The organism is Xenorhabdus aichiensis (genome assembly GCF_028598775.1).
Lineage (GTDB): Bacteria > Pseudomonadota > Gammaproteobacteria > Enterobacterales > Enterobacteriaceae > Xenorhabdus > Xenorhabdus bovienii.
Window position 1 is genome coordinate 105,267 of record NZ_JAQRFO010000001.1, and the last position, 19,760, is coordinate 125,026.

General features: G+C 41.3%; 18 protein-coding genes. 10 read left to right on the forward strand and 8 right to left on the reverse strand.

Going from position 1 to position 19,760, the window contains the following annotated elements; genetic code table 11:
• Both PSI22_RS00535 and PSI22_RS00540 read left to right on the forward strand, forming a co-directional pair.
• Entirely contained in the window at nucleotides 1-1,179 is a 1,179-nt protein-coding gene (locus PSI22_RS00535; RefSeq protein WP_273577824.1) for a tail fiber protein, read from the forward strand.
• A 2-nt stretch (nucleotides 1,180-1,181) separates the two neighbouring features.
• Nucleotides 1,182-1,532 (forward strand): tail fiber assembly protein, encoded by a 351-nt coding sequence (locus PSI22_RS00540; RefSeq protein WP_273577825.1) that lies wholly within the window; start codon nucleotides 1,182-1,184, stop codon nucleotides 1,530-1,532.
• A 26-nt stretch (nucleotides 1,533-1,558) separates the two neighbouring features.
• On the opposite strand, the gene PSI22_RS00545 is transcribed toward PSI22_RS00540, so the two are convergent.
• Nucleotides 1,559-1,915 carry a tail fiber assembly protein gene (locus tag PSI22_RS00545; RefSeq protein ID WP_273577826.1) on the reverse strand — a complete coding sequence of 119 codons (357 nt, stop codon included), beginning with the start codon at nucleotides 1,913-1,915 and terminating at the stop codon, nucleotides 1,559-1,561.
• Between the two features lie 224 nt (nucleotides 1,916-2,139).
• On the opposite strand from PSI22_RS00545, the gene PSI22_RS00550 reads away from it, so the two are divergent.
• Both PSI22_RS00550 and PSI22_RS00555 read left to right on the forward strand, forming a co-directional pair.
• The gene (locus tag PSI22_RS00550; protein WP_273577827.1) at nucleotides 2,140-2,496 is read left to right on the forward strand and encodes an HlyD family secretion protein; all 357 of its coding nucleotides are present in this window, start codon (nucleotides 2,140-2,142) and stop codon (nucleotides 2,494-2,496) included.
• Between the two features lie 427 nt (nucleotides 2,497-2,923).
• Nucleotides 2,924-3,847, forward strand: a complete 924-nt coding sequence (locus PSI22_RS00555) for a tyrosine-type recombinase/integrase (RefSeq protein ID WP_370688968.1) — start codon at nucleotides 2,924-2,926, stop codon at nucleotides 3,845-3,847.
• Between the two features lie 236 nt (nucleotides 3,848-4,083).
• Here the strand turns inward: PSI22_RS00555 and uspE are convergent, their stop codons facing one another.
• Nucleotides 4,084-5,028, reverse strand: coding sequence for a universal stress protein UspE (uspE, locus tag PSI22_RS00560; protein WP_038183381.1), 945 nt, complete (start codon nucleotides 5,026-5,028; stop codon nucleotides 4,084-4,086).
• Between the two features lie 126 nt (nucleotides 5,029-5,154).
• Nucleotides 5,155-5,910, reverse strand: a complete 756-nt coding sequence (gene fnr, locus PSI22_RS00565) for a fumarate/nitrate reduction transcriptional regulator Fnr (RefSeq protein WP_038193578.1) — start codon at nucleotides 5,908-5,910, stop codon at nucleotides 5,155-5,157.
• A 251-nt stretch (nucleotides 5,911-6,161) separates the two neighbouring features.
• Between fnr and PSI22_RS00570 the strand changes: the two genes are divergently transcribed.
• Together PSI22_RS00570 and PSI22_RS00575 are read left to right on the forward strand one after the other, a co-directional pair.
• A complete protein-coding gene (locus tag PSI22_RS00570; RefSeq protein ID WP_273577828.1) occupies nucleotides 6,162-7,061 on the forward strand; it encodes a DmsC/YnfH family molybdoenzyme membrane anchor subunit in 900 nt (299 codons plus the stop codon).
• 452 nt (nucleotides 7,062-7,513) lie between these two features.
• Nucleotides 7,514-9,478 carry a pyridoxal phosphate-dependent decarboxylase family protein gene (locus PSI22_RS00575; protein ID WP_273577829.1) on the forward strand — a complete coding sequence of 655 codons (1,965 nt, stop codon included), beginning with the start codon at nucleotides 7,514-7,516 and terminating at the stop codon, nucleotides 9,476-9,478.
• Nucleotides 9,479-9,756: 278 nt separating this feature from the next.
• On the opposite strand, the gene PSI22_RS00580 is transcribed toward PSI22_RS00575, so the two are convergent.
• Together PSI22_RS00580 and PSI22_RS00585 are read right to left on the reverse strand one after the other, a co-directional pair.
• Nucleotides 9,757-10,929: an MFS transporter gene (locus PSI22_RS00580; RefSeq protein WP_273577830.1), complete on the reverse strand. Its 1,173-nt coding sequence runs from the start codon at nucleotides 10,927-10,929 to the stop codon at nucleotides 9,757-9,759.
• 419 nt (nucleotides 10,930-11,348) lie between these two features.
• A complete protein-coding gene (locus PSI22_RS00585) occupies nucleotides 11,349-14,399 on the reverse strand; it encodes an autotransporter domain-containing protein (protein WP_273577831.1) in 3,051 nt (1,016 codons plus the stop codon).
• Nucleotides 14,400-14,750: 351 nt separating this feature from the next.
• Between PSI22_RS00585 and PSI22_RS00590 the strand changes: the two genes are divergently transcribed.
• Nucleotides 14,751-15,449, forward strand: a complete 699-nt coding sequence (locus tag PSI22_RS00590) for a class I SAM-dependent methyltransferase (protein WP_273577832.1) — start codon at nucleotides 14,751-14,753, stop codon at nucleotides 15,447-15,449.
• A gap of 138 nt (nucleotides 15,450-15,587) precedes the next feature.
• On the opposite strand, the gene PSI22_RS00595 is transcribed toward PSI22_RS00590, so the two are convergent.
• Nucleotides 15,588-16,088, reverse strand: coding sequence for an MmyB family transcriptional regulator (locus PSI22_RS00595; protein ID WP_273578004.1), 501 nt, complete (start codon nucleotides 16,086-16,088; stop codon nucleotides 15,588-15,590).
• Nucleotides 16,089-16,142: 54 nt separating this feature from the next.
• Here PSI22_RS00595 and PSI22_RS00600 point away from each other — a divergent pair, with 54 nt between their 5' ends.
• Nucleotides 16,143-16,718 carry an MFS transporter gene (locus PSI22_RS00600; RefSeq protein WP_273577833.1) on the forward strand — a complete coding sequence of 192 codons (576 nt, stop codon included), beginning with the start codon at nucleotides 16,143-16,145 and terminating at the stop codon, nucleotides 16,716-16,718.
• A 205-nt stretch (nucleotides 16,719-16,923) separates the two neighbouring features.
• Nucleotides 16,924-17,520 (forward strand): hypothetical protein, encoded by a 597-nt coding sequence (locus PSI22_RS00605; RefSeq protein ID WP_273577834.1) that lies wholly within the window; start codon nucleotides 16,924-16,926, stop codon nucleotides 17,518-17,520.
• 89 nt (nucleotides 17,521-17,609) lie between these two features.
• On the opposite strand, the gene PSI22_RS00610 is transcribed toward PSI22_RS00605, so the two are convergent.
• Nucleotides 17,610-18,206 (reverse strand): NADPH-dependent FMN reductase, encoded by a 597-nt coding sequence (locus PSI22_RS00610; RefSeq protein WP_273577835.1) that lies wholly within the window; start codon nucleotides 18,204-18,206, stop codon nucleotides 17,610-17,612.
• A gap of 31 nt (nucleotides 18,207-18,237) precedes the next feature.
• Nucleotides 18,238-19,125 (reverse strand): EamA family transporter, encoded by an 888-nt coding sequence (locus PSI22_RS00615; RefSeq protein WP_273577836.1) that lies wholly within the window; start codon nucleotides 19,123-19,125, stop codon nucleotides 18,238-18,240.
• Nucleotides 19,126-19,252: 127 nt separating this feature from the next.
• Between PSI22_RS00615 and PSI22_RS00620 the strand changes: the two genes are divergently transcribed.
• Nucleotides 19,253-19,744: a MarR family winged helix-turn-helix transcriptional regulator gene (locus PSI22_RS00620; protein ID WP_273577837.1), complete on the forward strand. Its 492-nt coding sequence runs from the start codon at nucleotides 19,253-19,255 to the stop codon at nucleotides 19,742-19,744.
• The last annotated feature ends 16 nt before the right edge of the window (nucleotides 19,745-19,760 follow it).

A 19,760-nucleotide genomic window follows, 5' to 3' on the forward strand; every position in this document is an offset into this window, starting at 1 on the left:
ATGTTCGGACTCGATAACCCGTCAGGTATCAACGTGATGCCTACTATCACCCCCACCAACAATTCTGTCCCCCTTTGGTTTACTGAAGGGGGCGCGGGATTGAGTGCCAGCTATCCCGGTCAGGAATGGTTTAACCAGGTTCAGGCTGAATTGTTGGGCGTACTGAAAGAGGCAGGTATCACGCCAGATAAAAGCAAACTGAATCAACTGGCTGTTGCCATCAAAAGTATCGTTGCTAATGGCATTACACTGACCGACAGAACGGGTAACAGCAGCAAAATGGCCGCCAGTCAGAAGCTGGTGACTGAAGTTAATGAGAATGCCAATAGCCGTCTGGAGAAGAACCAGAACGGCGCAGACATTCCGAACAAGCCGAAGTTTGTAGAAAACCTCGGTTTAACGGGAACGGTAGATTTAGCGAAAAATGCTTACCCCAAAACAGGCGGACAAATTACAGGGAAGGTTTATGCTGACGACGATATTGAAGCCAAAGGGTGGGTTGGCGGGACAACGCTGCATGATCGCCATAAAGATGGGCGATGGTCGCGGGGGTACAGCGAAGCATTTCCTCCTTCAGCGGCAGTGGTTGGCGCGTATTCGATTAAAGAAGCGGGTGACCGTTTTGCGCTGAAAAAATCCTCTGAAATGTTTTCGTGTGGCGGGGTAGATGTTGAGGCGACACATGACTGGGCAGGTATCAAATTAATAAATGCGACTGGTTATTACGTCCAGCTTTCTGCGACTCCACATGAAAATGCCGACATGTTGAGAATTATGTACCGGGATAAATCGACTGCTACTCAGTATTACGCCATTTTGCGCAAAAAATCTGGTGATATCGCATTAATGTCTGATGTGGCAGATAACGCGAGTATCGGTATTAACCAGAGCTGGCGGAACGTTCGGTCTCAGCGAATCGGGGGCTCACAATATTATAATGATGCAGGCAGGCCGATAGCGGTATTCGTTAAAACGAAAAAACGAGAGGAGAGCAATGTCGCACTGGGGATTGGTGCTAGCGTAAATGGTGTTCAGGTCGCCTATAATTGGTCAGGTCTTGACGGCCCGCACTCAATTTTGAGTGTATTTTTTATCGTTCCGGTTGGCGCGAATTACGAAGTTAATGCGCACCGCAAGAACGAAGGCGATTTCATCGAGTCATGGGCTGAATTGAGGTAATCATGAAATATTACAAATCAACAGATAATCGGGTGTATGGGTATGAATCAGATGGCTCTCAGGATTATTTAATTAAACCCGATTTCATTCCCATTACAGAAACTGAGGCCAGAACTATTGCAAATCCCCCGCCCACACCAGAGCAGTTACAGCAAAATGCAGAGTATGAGAAACGATATTTGCTGAGGACGGCCAAAGAGAAAATTGATATCTGTCAGGATGCAGTCGATTTGAATATCGCCACCGATGCCGAGAAATCCGCATTAACCGCATGGCGTAAATACCGGGTGCTGCTCAATCGGGTGGATTGCTCCACCGCACCCGATGTCCAATGGCCGGAACAGCCGAAGTAAATACGGGGGCTGCGTGCCCCTTATCGTTATTTTGGCGCTTTAGGCCAGTCAATGTCAGGTGCGGTCGAACAGTCTACACGGTTCAATAACACCCGATATTTTTTCCACCCTGTCAGTGTTGCTTGCTCACTATCTATTGCCATTTTTAGGTCTACAGCGTCCTGTAACGGTGCGATAGAATTTGATGCCTGTGACATCAGGTATTGTTTTTTCCGCTCTGCCCGTTGCTGTAGTTCCTCTGGTGTTGGCGGTGGAATATCGCCCCATGCAGGTAAACCATTCTCACCAACGACTCGACGCTTGCCCTCTGGCGGTCTATTTGCCACAAACTCCAGATAAACACTCTCGTCAACCTCGATGCCGTCCGCAGGCCATTTTCCCACATTGATTTCGCTAAATCTACCGTTCCCGTTAAACCGAGGTTTTTTGCAAACCAGTTAGTTGCATGATAACCATGGTACAAATGGCTAATAGGCCTTTAAAGGTGAAACACAGGCAATAAATTAGCGCTTTTTTAGTTTAATTAATGAACAGAATGAGTGTTTGCAGGGATGCAGAAAGGAAAGAATAGAATATAGCCAGTTACCGACTACAAAAGAATCTAAATATGCCACGTGTTTTGATAAAATCACCATGTGCTAATTTTTCGCGATTTAAATGGCACATTTTTTCAATTCACGTGGCGCGCTACAGCCGCTATCAGACACTACAGGAACAATACTTACATAAAGAAATCAAAGCGCCATTTTCGGGTATCGTGCTTAGAACAACACAAGGAGAAAGTGGGAAGCTTTTAACGATTCAGACAGGAGTTCGAGTTACCGAAGGGATGCCCTTATTGGAAGTTATGGACACAACACAATATCAGGTACTGGCACAGGTTGAAGAAACCGATCTTACCAAACTCAAAGAAGGGCAGGCAGTAAAAATAAGTGGGGAGGGATTTATCGCATTGCCTCGTTGAAAAACGCCGTTTCAAACGTAATTCTTAATCATGCAATTACGCACTACATACAAACTACAAATTTTATTGTTCCTAAACAACTAAAAAACACCAATAAATGCTCAATAAACATCCTACTTATTAAAATATACATTTGAAAAAGTAGCTTTTCTACAATAGGATTGTGTGGGTAATGAGCCCCACTTTTTACACAGCGAAACCATAATTATGCTCAAAAATAGAGCTAATAAGATAAGTTCCATTATCCGAACGGAGTGGACACACTTGTTTTGTAACAATTCGATTTGAGCTTGTTTGAACGGAAGACACTGAAGTCAGCAACAAGGAGGCAATTTTGAACCACCAAAACCCAGATGAATACAACGATGAAAGTGATGAAAACACAAAATCATGGATGGTCATTTCAAGTGATCAACAAAAGCAAGGAATGGTCATGTCATTGTCTGCATCTGGCAAACAGATACATAACAATCCCGCTATTGCATATCTTATCAGTCTTGGCTCAAAGCGAAGTCGCCAGACTATGAAATCGTTTCTTAATATTGTAGCAAAAATGCTTGGGTATCAAAATGTACAGGACTGTACATGGAATGCACTGCGTCGTCATCATGTGCAAGCTATCATGGAAATGCTCTCCGATTCCGGCAAAGCACCAGCGACGATCAATACCTACCTTGCTGCGTTAAAAGGCGTGGCGTTGGAAGCTTGGACAATGAAGCAACTCGATACCGACAGTTTTCAACATATTAAACAAGTGCGTTCGGTCAGAGGGAATCGGTTGCCTAAAGGAAGGGCACTTGACCGTTATGAAATTAAAACGTTATTTTTTACTTGTGAAAATGATCTCAGCACAAAAGGTTTACGTGATGCCGCCATCATTAGTGTGCTTGTTGGTTGCGGGCTCCGTCGGTCAGAAATTATCTCACTGGATTTGAAACATGTTATTCGTCGTGAGCAGGCTTTAAGAGTCATGGGGAAAGGAAACAAAGAACGTCTATCCTATATGCCTGAAGGAACATGGGAACGTTTGAATCGTTGGATAGATGAAATCCGGGGTGATCATGCCGGACCATTGTTTACCCGTATCCGTCGTGATGATGATGTGACAGATAACCGTCTGTCAGACCAGGCAATTTATCATATATTGGAGACACGTAGAATTGAGAGTGGGCTGGAAAAATTTGCTCCTCATGATCTGCGTAGAACATTTGCATCAGCCATGCTGGACAATGGGGAAGATATTGTAACAGTGAAAGATGCGATGGGGCACTCAAGTATCACTACAACTCAGAAATATGATCGAAGAGGCGATGAACGTTTAAAAAATGCAGCCAAAAATCTGAATTTTTAACAGGGAAGATAAAATAATTAGAGGAATAGGGTAATTTATTTTTAATTATTATGACTCCTATTTTCCATTGCAGTTGAATTAAAAAAAGAAAAAATAATAAACAGAGCAATTCCAAAGTAACAGTAAGTATGATGATTTAATTATTTTATGTTATAGAACATAAATGATAGATAGAAATAAGCCAGCTCCTTTATGGAGTTGGCTTTTTTTAGACATACCGTACAAAAGACGATCAGCTACTCTTCATCCACACTAATCGGGCAAACAAAACCATCCGGTTTAATTGCCAGCAGGTCACATTTAAGCTTATCGATGACATGTTCAGCCGTATTACCAAGAAATGCAGCGGATAACCCAGTTCGCCCAAGAATGCCCAGAACAACCACTCCCGTATTTAATTCATCACAAATTTCAGGAATGACTTTTTCAGGTAGCCCTTCGTGAACATGGGTCTGTTGTTCATCAATATAGAATTTTTGCCGCAACTCTTTCATTGCAACCAAATGCTGACCACGTAATGCCTGGTTATATACATTGGGATCAAAATCGGGCAGTTCCATTGCAATATTTAAAGGCGCAGTAGGATAAGCGCTGACAAGATGAATCAGAGGTTCTTTTACAATTCGGTTAGCGAGATCTTGCGTTTCTTTCACCAATTTCAGATTTAGTGCAGTATGGTAAGATTCTTCATTTGATAAATTAACCGCAACAACAGCAGAATCTTTTTCTGGCCAGACCTGATCTTTAACCATCCAGACAGGGCAAGGGCATTTACGTAATAGATGCCAATCCAGCGGTGTAAAAATCATGGATTCCAATAAAGAATGCTGATGTGCCATTTTCAATAATAAATCATGCTTTCCTGTGATGACTTCCTGAATAATGGCTTCATAAGGACGACCATGCCAAACTACCTTGATTTCAATGTCGATACCTGATTCAAGATAGTAGTGTGCCTGCTGTTTTATCCAAGCAATTCTTTGGCCAATGACACCTTTACGCATGGCATTTCTTTCTTCTGGAGAAAGCAGGGTAGTCATTTCATATGAGAGGTCATAAATGGGTAAGAATGCTTTAATCCGGCCACCATTACGTTGCACGATATATACTGCACGCCTTAATGCCGGCTGATCATCCTGATTTGGGTCAATTGCAACTAAGAGGTTTTGGTAGTTTGCCATATTGAATTCCTCGCAGAGGCTGGATACATCTTTGTAAGAAGATAAACCAATATGACCAACTATAACAGGGTAAAAGAAAGCCAGATCAGCAAAATATAGCGATCCGGCTTAAAATTTAAGATAACTTTAGGACACACAAACAGGGGCCTTTCCTGCCAATTCCGTCAGTTTCTCCATATTTTCGACCGCGATGTACTTACCTTTAACACCCAAAATGCCATTTTTCTGGAAACGGCCAAGCAGGCGGCTAATTGTTTCAACAGTCAAACCAAGATAATTACCGATATCGCCACGCGTCATGGTCAAACGGAACTCGCGAGGAGAAAAACCGCGCTGCGCAAAACGGCGTGACAGGTTATAGATAAATGCTGCCAGCCTTTCTTCCGCATTCTTCTTGGATAGCAGGAGGATCATTTCCTGATCGCCTTTGATTTCGCCGCTCATCAAGCGCATCATTTGCTGGCGGAGATTTGGCATCTTACCGGAAAGATCATCCAGTGTTTCAAATGGGATTTCACACACCATGGAAGTTTCCAGTGCTTGGGCAAAGCTGGGGTGCTCAGTATTGATGATAGCATCAAACCCTACTAAATCGCCGGCAAGGTGAAAACCGGTAATCTGCTCATCACCTTCTTCAGTGATCGTATAGCTTTTGATAGTCCCAGAACGGATAGCATAGAGTGATTTCAATGCATCACCAGCCTTAAACAAAGTTTGCCCTTTCTGGATTGGTTTTTTACGCTCAATAATATTATCAAGCTGATCGAGTTCATGTTCATTTAAGGTGAAAGGAATGCATAGCTGGCTAATGCTGCAATCCTGACAGTGGATTGCACAACCACCAGATTGAATCCGACGAATAATACGTTTTTCCGGGATCATAGGGAGTGCTCATTAGAAGTAATTGATATACGTCAATTTAACATATTTAGACCGCCCTGATAAGAGCTAGATTCCCTTATTAATCACTGTATAAATCATCACGCAAAAAGGTATCTTGAGAAAAAAATGAATTTTTTTAGGGATTAACGCCGAATTTGCGTAAAATTTACGACACTCAATATAACATACTGATCAAACTTAAATTGAATTAATAATATAATGTATTGATGATGGAGTTTGGTTACAGATAAATGGATTGGATTGGTATGGGTGAATGGCTGTTGATTGCATTTACGATGATAGTGCAAAGTTCGATTGGACTTGTACTAATGAGCGCACTTTATATTTACCGAGTTAGACATAAATTAGACACATGGCAGTATCCAATTATTGGACTCGTACAGAGAATCTTGTTGGTCAGCAGTGTACTGGCAGGAGTAGGGCTGGCCTCTTCTCTAGATCTCTTGGGATATCCATTTAGTGCTTACCATTCATTACGTAATGTTATGCGGGAATGGATAAACATAGAAAAGACTTTTGCTGCTATTTATTTTAGTTTGCTGAGTTTATATACGCTATTCGTCATAATTACAAAGCGGGCTCATGTTTATATCATAGCCGGGCTTGGGATCATTGGCTTGACCGATATGCATTATATGGCCAGCATCTACGTTAATAGCACTATGGCCAAAGGGATAAACATTAATACCTATTTTTTGTTCTATGGTGCGGTGTTTACACTGGGGCCTGCGTTAGCTCTATCGTTTGTTGGTTGGCCACTCAAAAAACGCATTTGCAGGAAACTTTCCACCAAACTAATGATGGTAGCACTGATTATTGTTTTCATCAGTGTAACAACGCGATTGATTGAGCAGCCGGCCTATATGGAGTGGTTAACAGAAGCCACAACAGTCGACGAAAATATTATCTTTCCACTCCAGCTAGAACTTAATTTCAAAAGTGCATTTTGGCTGAGAATGGTTTCATGGTGTTTATATATTATCGCAATGGCAATATGGGCTTATTCTTTATGGAAAGGGAGAAACCGGGCGTTAATCCGTCCGGGTTTTCCCATTCTGTCTGGCACGGTTATCATGTTTATCGCTGAGATGGTCAATCAATATACTTTTTTCATTATATGTAACATGTAATCGTCATTTTCCCCAAATTAGGTAACTTTCCTCTTCCTCTGCTATACCGTTCTACATAACAAAAAACGTGACGTTGTCACTAATCATGTTATGTAGAACGTACTCATAGTCTTACAATGAAACATTTCCATCTTCATATCACTCTGCGTTCTGAGCATTTCTTTGTTGTCGCGCACAAATTTGAAACTATTTATTAACTTATGATTAATATTTTAAAAAGTGTATTTTATATCGATTAAAATAGATTAATTTGATATGTGTTAATGAATTTTTTAGCACATCCATCAGAAATTAAATAATTTACTTTCAGTAGGTTATTTTTATTTTTCGCTCTTGTCACAAGAGGTGCGCTATTAACGTCTGAAACAAAAATTGGAACATTAACAAATTTACAAACGCATAAATTAAAAAATACTATAAAACACTAAGAACCAGAAAAAGGTATCGTGATTATGACTAAGCCTCTTTATACCAACTTAAATGTAGATGCGTTGTTTCTAGGCCCAAAATCAGAAAATGCAGTTTTCTTCAGGGAAATGATGGACTATGCGGTTAGCGAACATATGCACTGGCGTTCAGGATTTCACCCAGAAGATGCCGCTTTGGTTACATCCGTTGATCGTTATGAGCATAATTACAGAGAAACTCTCTATCGGACAGAAGGAATATTGAATCAGCTATCAGCAAAACTAAAAAATACCTCAATTCCTTTCTTCTCCCCCCGTTATCTAGGCCACATTAACAGCGACACTTTGATGGTTTCCAATCTCGCTTATGTGATGGCAATGATGTACAACCCCAACAACTGTACCTACGAAGTATCACCTACAACAACAGAACTTGAGCTTGAATCTGGGTTAGATCTCTGCCGGATGCTTGGTTATGACCCTCAACACGCTTGGGGACATATCACTTCCGGTGGAACTGTAGCTAACTATGAAGGTTTGTGGGTTGCCAGAAACTTAAAAACATTGCCTTTTGCTGTATCCCAACATCCTGAGACAAAAGAGCTGGTTAGTCATAAGTCACAAAAGCAATTGATGAATATGCCAACAACTGAAGTTCTCGATTTAATCAGCGAGTTACAAAAACGCGGGATTTTTGATGAAATACGTAACATGACGTGTCGTGGTACAGGGAGTAAGACTGAAATTTTGGGTAAGCTACTTGTACCACAATCCAAACATTATTCCTGGATGAAAGCAGCAGATATTTTTGGGATCGGTCAAGAAAATATTATCCCATTGCCTGTGAATGAACATTATCAAACCGATGTTGGCAAAATGCGGGAAATCACCCTCGACTTAATCGAGAAGGGCGTGCCTATTTTGGCGATGATTGGTGTAGTCGGTACAACTGAAGTCGGTGCCATTGATCGGGTTGATGAAGTAATTGCATTACGGCAAGAATGTGAAGAACGTTATGGTGAATCATTCTATATCCATATTGATGCCGCTTATGCGGGATACGCCTGTTCCATGCTTCTTAATGAACAGGGTGAATTTATGGAATATGATGATTTGGTTAACTATCACCACGCGCTAGGTATCGTGCCTGAAAATATCAGTTGGCCAAAACCAGAGGTTTACCAGAGCTTCAAAGCATTGCGATATGTCGATTCGATAACAATTGACCCGCATAAGGTTGGATTTATTCAATATTCCGCCGGGGCAATTTGTATGAAAGACAAACGTATTCTCGATTTGATTGCTTCACGTGCCCTTTATGTCTTTGAAGAAAATAACAACCAAAGTAACTCTCCTGCCAGTAATCGAGGGGTACTTGGCGCTTCCATCATGGAAGGTTCGAAATCAGGGGCAACCGCAGCAGCGCTGTGGGCAGCTCATCGACTACTGCCTTTAAACATCAGTGGTTATGGAAAAGTGATAGCCGCTGGTATAGTCACCGCGAATCAGCTATTAGATAAAATGGCAAATATGCCACCAATCGAAATCGGTGAGTATCGATTTAAAATGCATATCATGCCAACACCTGATTTTCACATGATCAACTTCACCTTCAAAGAAGTCGAAAACACCAGCCTTATCAACCACAATGCGCTCAACAAGCGAATTTACGAACTTTGTTCATATTCTTCAGGACGTGCATATAGCAACGATTTTTTCACATCCTCAACCATACTGGATTACAAAGAATACGGTGATACACCTTGGTACTACGCTGAGAAATGTGGTTTTAGCCGTAGTGAGTGGGAAAAAGCACGATGTGTTTACGTATTACGTGCAGCAGTAATGACACATTGCTTACGTAATGAAGAACACTTCGAAGAGCATTGGAATCAATTACAAGCTATTTTCGTCAAAAAATTAACTCAACTGGTTGATGAAGAAGAGAAAAAATCACGCCAGATGTTGAATCGTGAGGAATCGTTTCTTATTATTGACAAAAATAACTGACATTGGTGTGAGCGGTTATTTATTTTTATAAATCAGAACAAATTTTAATTATAGTTTTATATTTAGAACATATATTGATTGACAAGGCTTGGAGGATAGCGCTTCCAAGTCTTTTTTATTACTTAATAACACCTAAAATTAACATAATTATGTTAATTAATTATCATTTTAGATGTAAATTTTTATCCTTTCTCTTAAAAAACGAATAACTTCTCTTTTACTTATACTTTGGCAAGGTGAAGGGGGGGATTACCCTTTATCATCATACTTCCCAATTCTTATTGCGTGACAGTGTCACCAAAAAAGTCTCTTATTGTCAGCACGATACTTATTATTAAACTGAATCCTAACATTAGCATGGTCACTGTAATGCCATGATGAGTCATCAGCATTGTAGCAATCGGGATCAAAAGCAAAATCACCAGATTGTTCAAGCTTTCTGAAACTGCCAGTATCTGACCTTTATGCTGTTTCGCCCGATTTGCCAGAATAACGGTACTGATCGGTGCAGCAAGACCAAGGGCGCTTCCCCATACAATCAAACAGCTCAAACTAAAGGGCAGAGATAAAGGCATCAGCATAAACGCAGTCGTCGCTGAAGAAAGTAACACGATCGCCAGTAACAATATGAGTTCATCCCTTAATCCCAGACGTTTCACTATTCCGACGGACAAATTACCCAAACCAAGACCGATTCCGAATGTAGAAATTGAGATACCAATCGTTCCTGTTCTTAGCTCATAGTGTTGTCGTAACACCTCTCCAGCCAATATCAAAGCAGACACCGCCGTACCATTCCAAAATCCTTTTGCGATAAGAGGAATCATTAGATTTTTCTGGCACACCCACTGAAACATTGATTTAAATGTAACCACCTGGTGTTTTGTTCTCTCAACAGGCGCTTGAATTGGAATACATTTCCTACCTAAGACAAAAACCAGCAAACACCCAGCAGCATTGACCAAAAATGGCGCCCGCCAATCAAATAATTCTGTTAAAACCCCCGCAAATATTGGGCCACCAGCAATACCCGCTGTCATGCCAAGCATAACCAGACCCATGGCTGACGCTTGCTTTTGGCGTGGAAAAAATTCTGCAATCAAAGCAAACGTTGTTGGGATTAATGCCGCTGAAGCTATGCCACCAAAAATACGCAATCCAACAGCAGTACTCAAATTTGGGGCAAATGTTAACGCCAACCCATCAAACATAAGAAACAACAGGGATGTCAGTAACAATCTGCGTCGATTTACCCGATCAGAAAGCCAGCCGAAAAAAGGGGCTGCAAGAGCATAGGAAAGAGCATAACCGGATACAAGCCAAGCAACATTATCAAGCGTCGTTCTAAATGCACTGGTCAATGGTTTGAGCATGGGAGACAACATAAATTCCGTCGTACCAATGAAAAATACAACGAGTGCCAATACAGGCAGAATAAAACGTGGCGGCATATTCTGGCCTCCTTTTATGAGAATAGGGATAAAATTTCTAGCCTTGGTGAAATAAATCTGGTGGCTACCACTGTGTTAGATAGCTGGGCAGGGGATGGATATCACGAGTTAACAGAAGAAATGATTTTTATTGTTAGGAACATATAAAGTTAAGTAAAAATGCAAAACATTGTCAAATGCACACACAAAAATCTAATTGATTGGTTGAATTTACGAAAGGTACTATGGCCAAAAAGTTCGGAGACAAAACATCTTAAAGAAATCTCTGAAATTATCGCATCACACATCACGCTGCTTTTATGTTTAAAGTAAGAGAAGGAGAACAGGGATGAATGTACTCAGGGATGAAAAAAAACTCACTGCTGGCAAGCTGGCAGTGAGTTTTTTTATTGAGAATATACGTAGGCAATTTTTACCGATCAGAATCGCCAATTAGCATTCAGGAACACGCCGTTATCTTTATGGCTGCCTGATAAAACGCCATTATATCCCAGTGCCAGTGTGGTATTTTTGCCGATATCTAATTCAGTACCTGCTTTAATCACTGCTGCATCACGCCCCGCTGAAACACTGTTGACGGTAAACATCGTATTACTATTACTGAAACCTAACTTAGTGCCACGATTGATGTTACCAAACCGATGTTGCCAGCCCAGTTCACCATATACACCCACATGCAATTCTCTTTGGGATTCGCGTTCGATTTTCCATTTTTGGTCGGCACGCAAACCCAGTGTAGAGAAGGTAGCATTCTGTGATTTTTTGTCGCCGTGCAGTGCAGCGGCTCCGCCTTGTTCATTAATGCTATTGTTGTGGAAGTTAACGTGAGCTAAGTTGGCAAATGGCTCCAAATTCAGCCAAGAGGTTTTGATACCGTAACCCGCTTCGGTAAATAATTGTCCAGTACGTGCACCGTATTTAGCCTTCAGCTCATCGGACTGATCACCAAAAGCGACTGAGCGCTCGGTGTCAAAACGATGCCAACTGTAGGCCACACCAGCACGTAATGCCAGAGCATCAATCTGTTTGCTGCCGTATAAAGCCAAGTGATAGTTATCACTGCGTGCTGATGCGCTATCGCCCCCATGCAGAGAAGAGCGAGTGTAGCCGGTAGCCACGCCAAGCCGCCAGTCGCTGGACAAGTCTTTATCTACACCCAACAATACGCCGTAGTTGGACATCCGATAACCGCTGACTTCATTGTTGCCGCTGGCACGCTGCCAGTTACCCATTATCTGTACCCAAGCACCATCTGTATCCGCTTTGATTTCCTGAGAAGTGGTTCCGCCATTAGCCTGACGCAAACGGGTATTCAGTGTATCGCGCAGATAGCGGCTGCTATTGATCTGTGCAGCAGCAATATCAGCATGAACCTGTCCTGAAAGTTGGCTGAATGCCTGACTAGCCTGTTCGGCTGAATTTACCATCAGAATACTTTCATGAACTGGATGGTCTGAATTCAGCATATCAGCCGCTTTGGCAACTGAACGCCCATTAGCCGTTGTGGCCAGACTGGCAAACTCGGTTGTGTTGCGTTTTATATCCAGCAACGCTCGATCAAATTGATAGTTGAGCGGGATATCAAGGAACAGATGCCCCTGTGATACGGTGTCAAACTGACCATAGATACCATTGCTCGCTTGCAAGATATTGTATTGCTGACCAAGCAGACTGCGTACCTTTTGCTGCGACAGCAAGTTACCCCGGTTTTCCAAAGTCATTTGCACTTCACCCCCTTCCAGCCCTGCCATACCATTACTCAAGATACGATCACTCTTACCATCCGGCGTTAATGTCACCTGATAGCGAGAGCCTGTTTTAAAAATGACTTCGCGATCAACATTCAGAGCAGCGTCAGTATTACCCGGTGCGATGTTAGCGCCGTTGTAAGCAGTGAGTGAGCCAATCGTGCCTTTTCCGCTCAAGGTTGCATCGCTTTGTACTGTCACGTCAGAGGTTATCGAACCGTTCACCAATAACAGCCCTTGATTCACCCAGGTTGGACCAGAATAAGTACTGGCTCCGGTAAGTAGGAGCGCACCACTGCCAGTTTTAGTCAGGCCACCATGACCACTGATATCATTGCTCCAATAGTCGTAGGCGCACTCAATACTGTTACACACTCGTTGTACGGTGGTGCCTGGCTCAACCAGACTGCCGATGCCGTCAATCTTGGCGATAAACTGTGTTTCAGTATACGACCCCTCAATGTAATATTTAGCAGGAATATCCTGCTTAGTAATAAACATTTTGGGGCCATTAATGGCATCTTTCAGGTTCAGTTTTCCCCAACCATATAAGTCATCAAGACCCGGCGTTCCTAAATCAGTCGCGGTGGTTTTGATAACATCGGCAATTTGCGCCGCAGTCATATAAGGGAAACGTTGCATCAGAACTGCAGCGGCTCCTGCCACATGCGGCGCAGCCATTGACGTACCTGTGTAAGAATCATAGGTGGGATCAATCTCCAGCTCGCCTTTCTTTAAAGCGTCCTCGTTAATTTCGCCACCATTTTTCGAGACAAAATCGCCAGTGCTACTGTAAACCTTGGTGCCTGGTGCAGCCAAGCACCAACTGGCGGTATATCCACAGCTAGTTGACGATGGTGCAATCACATCGTTTTCTTTTAGATTGGTGATACTAAGATAGTTTTTCAGTGCGTCCGGGAAGAAATAAGGCATCCCTGCGTGTAACCAAGTCACGTTATAATTATTCGCGTTACCCGCAGCGAAAACCATTAGTTTTCCTTGGCGAGCAGCACGTAACATGCCGGCATCACTGGCTAACGGATCCCCTACCACAGGGAGCGGGGAACGGCTTAACTCGTTTAGTCTTTCTTTAATTGGCGAGACATAATTAATTAGCTGTTCCAGTGTCACTTGCACGTAATCGACAGTCCCATCCGGCCGCCTAATCGGTCTACCGTCGCTACCAACATAATAACGCGGACGAACTCCCCAACTGTTATTAATGATGCGAGCATCGCTTTGAATCATAGCTTCTGTGCGGTTGTAATCATTTTGCAGAAACTTTGCGGTGACTAAACCAGCATCAAATGCTACTCCGTGCATTTCTTTGCCATCTCTGTTCGCCGCAATGGTTCCTGACACATGATTGCCATGGGCGCCAAAGCTGATCAGATCGCTGTAGGGGTCATAACTATAGTTCCAAATGTCGGATGGAGCGATTATCTTTAGTTTGTCAGCAAATTCAGGATGGTTGGTAACCGCCTCATCTAATACACCGACATTAATGCCCTTACCCGTATAACCTCTGGCATAGGCATAATGGGCACCGATAGAGGCCAACCCCCATTGATTCTTAAATTCATCTGACAACCAACTATCAGGTATACCTTTTTTACCCTGTTCGTGATATTCAGTGGCAGCAATTAACGAACCAGTAGGTAATAGCCCAAATAACAATGTCATCCCTAAAAAAATCGGCCGTGCCGGATTGTTTTTTTTCATAAAATTGAGTCCATTTTTCGAAAAGTAATGACTTTCAGTTAGCTGTCTTTCATACCGCTCCCCAGAAAGTCTTTATAAGAAAGGTGAGATAAATTTATAGAGCAGACGGTGCCAATTTCTCTTGCACTCTGTAAGGATCATTTTGACTAAGATGCCGCTGGCCATCCCCAGCAATATCTATCCTTCGTCCGCACTCGCTATAGCATAATAATTAGATCCGAAATGCAAGAAAGTGATTAACTTTTTTATAACAGTTTCGTTACAAAAATAACATAGTCATACTTTAGAATTTTATTTATAGTAGTAAGTGTGATAATTGCGTATCTTATTAATAATACTTGGGGTGAATTTATGAGTCAGTGGAAAGAAAAAGACATATTTAAATTATTTTCACAGTACGATAATATCCTTGAGGAGCAATATGGATTTACTGCTATTTCTAATTTCATTAAACAACATAATTCAATAAACAAAGTATTAGATCTCGGTTGTGGTTCAGGCGAATTAATTCCTTTTCTTACATCTATCTCTTCCCAGGTGGTTGGCGCTGATATTTCAGAACACGCTTTAGAAAATGCAAGAGAAAAGCATAAAAATAGCGGGGCTACGTTTATTTACGCAAGCGAACTACCTAATTATATTAATAATAATAGTAAGTTCGATGCTGTCATAAGTTCTTTTTTGCTTTGTACTCTAAATACCGAATATTCAATTAAATTACTGTTACGCCAAGTCAATGATGCTCTTATTGAACATGGTTACTATATCGTTCTTAATTTTAACTTGAATGCGATGGGAGTAGATTTCGGGACATTCAAAACAGGAGAAGAGGGTAAAATTTACCATGATGGAGAGGCACTACCTATCAGCATGCGAACAAAATATGGGGAACAGTTTATTTTTAATGATACATTTTGGTCTTTTGGAAAATTAATGACTCTTTCAGAAGAAATGGGATTTTCCCTTTACCAACAATCAACTCTAACCATCCCACAATTTACTATTTCTCCTTTTACGATATTTGTTTTAAAAAAACAAAATGGAGTTTAAATAAAAGTTAATTTTATTATTATTTATAGAAATAATTTTAAAAAATTTATTTTATGGTACCGTTCAGAATATTCGGTAATTCTGTACCTTACATATCACTATGGATGCTATTTTTTTCTAGGTGAGGGGGAGTCCCCCTCAGATTTCTGCATAAACAATTAAACACAGATGCTTTTCTAAATCAATAACCATTGACGTATATTCAAAAGAAATGTTTTCCCCATTTACATTCAGTTGCCGCACTCCATTACAGGGTTCATAAATTTCATGCTTATTCCACATATCATAAAAATCGGGTGATGTTTTAAGTAGTTTATTAACGAGATTTTGAATATAGCCGTCTTCAGCTGCAAGGGCATAATCACGTCTGAAACTGGCTAACAACCGATAAGCATCCTGATTCCAATGGCACAATAATTCACGATAATAATCATTAGTGAACAATAACCATAAAAGGTTACGTTGTTCGCCTTTAACCTGACTGAAATGAAAATATTCATCTGCTGGCTGATTAAAGGCCAAAACATCCCAGTGTAAATTCAACACATAAGTTAAGTGGGGAGATAAATCATTCATAATCCGTTTGATTAGAGGGGAAACAACGCACCACGTTTGCCCAGTTTCGACAGGTTCACGCATATGAGCCAATAGATATAAATGCCTCCGTTCAGCCGCATTAGTTTAGGATGTTTATTGGTCTTGTTTGTGTATTCCACTGCTAGCTCATTTTTTCTTGTTTTTGCGTTATTTTTACAAAACGGACTCGGTTTTACTCCACTTGATTCCGGACTCATCTTTGCTCCAGCAAGCGTAGGGTTTGTTTTATCTTCATTAAATGCGTTTTACTGGGTTAAGCGTTTTGGTAGTCAAGCTATCGTTATGGGCGCTTTACTTTATTCTGTTTCTTTTATTGCGCTGATTGTTGCGGTTGCTACGCTCCCCGTTGCAACCAATTTATTACTGATCGTGCCAATCCTGATACTTCTGGGGTATGGTCAGGGTTTTGTGATGACACCTTTACTCAATATCGTTTTGGCTTTTATTCATGTGCGATTTGCTGGTATGGCCGCAGGTATCATTGCTACTTTGCAGCAAATCGGTGCAGCTTTGGGAGTCGCAATCGTCAGCGTATTAGTTCAATGGCAATTGAATAATACGGATGCGCTCTCTTTTATCACATACCGAAATGCCTTCGTCAGCAGTATGCTCTACAATGTAGTAGCCACTTTTATTGCATTTTATTTGTTGAAAAAATTACATCAAAAATAAGCAAACCCGAAATAACTCAGTAAGAGGAATGTTAAGGGGTAGCAAAAGCCAGCATCTATTTAAATGCTGGCTTTTTGATATTTATGGCTATTTTTAAATCCAATTGGGTCTGATTTTTGAACAAAAATGCCAAAAATACGATACACTATGTTTTTATACAGTCATCATGTTTTTCGGCATCAAAAACATGAAGGAAGAGAGACAAATGTCATGGTATACGGATGAACTTTTGATGTCAGCAACATCAAAAACTCTAAAATACATCAAAGCGGATGCCCAGTTACGGCAATTTGCTTATTTAATTCCTCATCTCAATGATTATGCTTGGTATGCTCCAAATCATCAGCACAATTTACCGTCTGGAGGCCTAATCGTTATTCGTCCAGTATGTGGTAAAAGAAATTTTAACCAATATCGGCAAGCGTTTTTAAATTACGATGAACTGACTGTTCTTGAATCAAAAGCTTCGTTTTTAACGGAAACAGAATGGCGGGTTGTTCCAGAAGCACCAGAAATTAAAAAATCATTTCGCGAATTTTTGGTTGCTTTATCTCAAGAGATTGATACTCCTGTCCTTTATTACACTGCTTCCAGTTGGGGTGGAACATTCGATTACGAATTAAGCTTCTTATATCAACCAGAAGAAATCCTATATACGTCACCTACACATTTTGAAGATGTTAAATCCGATGAAAAACAGAATGCGTTAGTAAAAGGGTTGGCAGGTATTGGAGTGACTACTCTTGGCTTTTTTGTGCCTCATGCCCGTGAATTTGAATGGGATAAATATAAAGTGGATTAATCGAGCAATCTTTCAATTCAGTCTTATTCTCGGCTCAGAGGGTTGAGCCGAGGCTTGTCCATCAGTGCAGATTGTTGTTTCTATCTGTTTTACATGCCATAAGGGTAATTTTTGCTTTCTTCTCCAACAACTTCGCGTACTTGCTTCAAGGCTTCAGCATAAGCCTTCAATAGTTTCAGCGTGTATTTCGCACGTGCTTCAAATTCAACATTACTACAAGCCAAATCTGTTGAAATCAAACCTTCACTTTGGCGGAAAATTAAATGATCAGGCAGAAAACAAACGTGATTGTTCTTAAAACCTGTCATGCGTAATTCACTAAGAGGATAAACACCGTTCATGCTGGCGGAGACACTGGCCAATAGCGCAGGTTTATGACCCAATTCTGTCACTGAGCAATACAACAGGAAATTTTTCAGTGCCGGCGTTGCCATACCGTGCCATTCTGGAGTAATAAAAATAAATGCGTCACTCTCTCTCAGATTCGGAGCGAGAGCCTGCCAAGGGTGCGATTCTGCTGATATGTCCGTTGTGTAACCATCGTGAAATGGAAGTTCTACATTAGACAGTTCAAGGAGATGTATATCAGTAAATCCATATTCACGACTTAATTCTTGCAAGTACAATGCAACACGTTGACTACGGGAATCTGGACGTTGACTGCCAGAGATAAGAGTAAGTTTCATTGATGTTTCTTTCATCCTTTTTACTATTTTATTAGATTGTAGAGTTATTGGATTTTTGTGTCTGATTCCGAGGAATGGAAAGCCAGACAGAAACAATGATGGTGCAGGCTCCGAAAAATTGTAGCAAGGAAAATGTTTGTTTCAGAAAAACAAACCCCAGAACACAGGCTGATACCGCACTCAGAAATCCCAAGAATGAGATACTTACAACGGGAAGTTTTTCAATGCCACGAAACCAAATGATGAATGAGAAAACAGAACCAATCAGACACAAATAACCATAACCGAGTATATTAGTTGGCGTGAGCTGTTGTGGCATACCTTCTGTGTAAAGTGCGATTGGCAGTAACATCAATCCACCCAGTGTTAACTGCCAGCCCGTAAAACTCAGTAATGATAGATTGGCAGGGCGGTTCCAATACTTGGTCAGAACAACCCCCAATGCCATGCAGCTACAACCAGCAAACCCTGCGATAACTCCTTGCCAGTTCAGGCTGGTAGCTGAGTTCATCACTAGTAATGCAATCCCAGTAATACCCAGCATCGCCGAAAAAAAATGTTTTCTTGTCAGCGATGTTCTTAACAAATAAGCACTTAAGAATATAACAATCACGGGCTGACAAGACATGATTAGCGACGCCGTACCTCCGGGAAGATACCCCGCTGCAACGAAAAGGAAATAGAAAAAAGCACCAATGTTAAGTAGCCCCAGCACGGTGAGACGTAGCCACCACACTCCTTTTGGTACTGTGCGGCAAATTAACAATAATAATATGCCAGCAGGCAAAGCCCTGACGGTAGATGCCAGCAAAGGCATGTTGGGCGGCAATATTTCAGTGGCGACAATATAGGTGCTGCCCCATACGATGGGCGCTAATGCGGTAAGCAAAATATTACTGAGTATTCTCGTTTCCTGCATAATGATTTCCTTTGCTGAGGATTTTAACTCAATATAAAGTATCTTTATTTAAAGATAAATTAAAATAATAGCCTAAACGATTTTTATCAAGTATCTTTTTGTTGAAATAAATGAATAGGAAAAAAGAATGAAGTACGATCACGTTGACCGTTTGCTAATACAGTGGGAACAGCAGCGTCCAGACCTCGATCCTTCCCCGATGGGTGTGATTGGAAGGTTAGTCCGTGTAAACAAAATCATTGAGCAACGTCTGCAACATGTCTTTAAAGCACATGGACTGAGTGCCATTGAGTTTGATATTCTCGCTACACTTCGCCGTTATAACACACCAATTACACCAACCGAAATGTATCAGTCAGTTATGCTGACTTCCGGTGCAATGAGTACCCGCATTGAGCATATGGTACAGCGAGGGTTAATTGAGCGTATCGCCAATGAAGAAGACCGACGTAGCTGCAAAGTCTTTCTGACTCCTGAAGGAAAAACACTTATAGACAATGTTGTCGAGAGCCATTTGGAGAACGAAAGAGCTATTCTCCAGCCATTGACGGAAGAACAACAGGAACAAATTGCCATACTGTTACGCCATTGGCTGCTCACCAATGAATCTGCTACTTGAAATGTTTTCGAGAAAT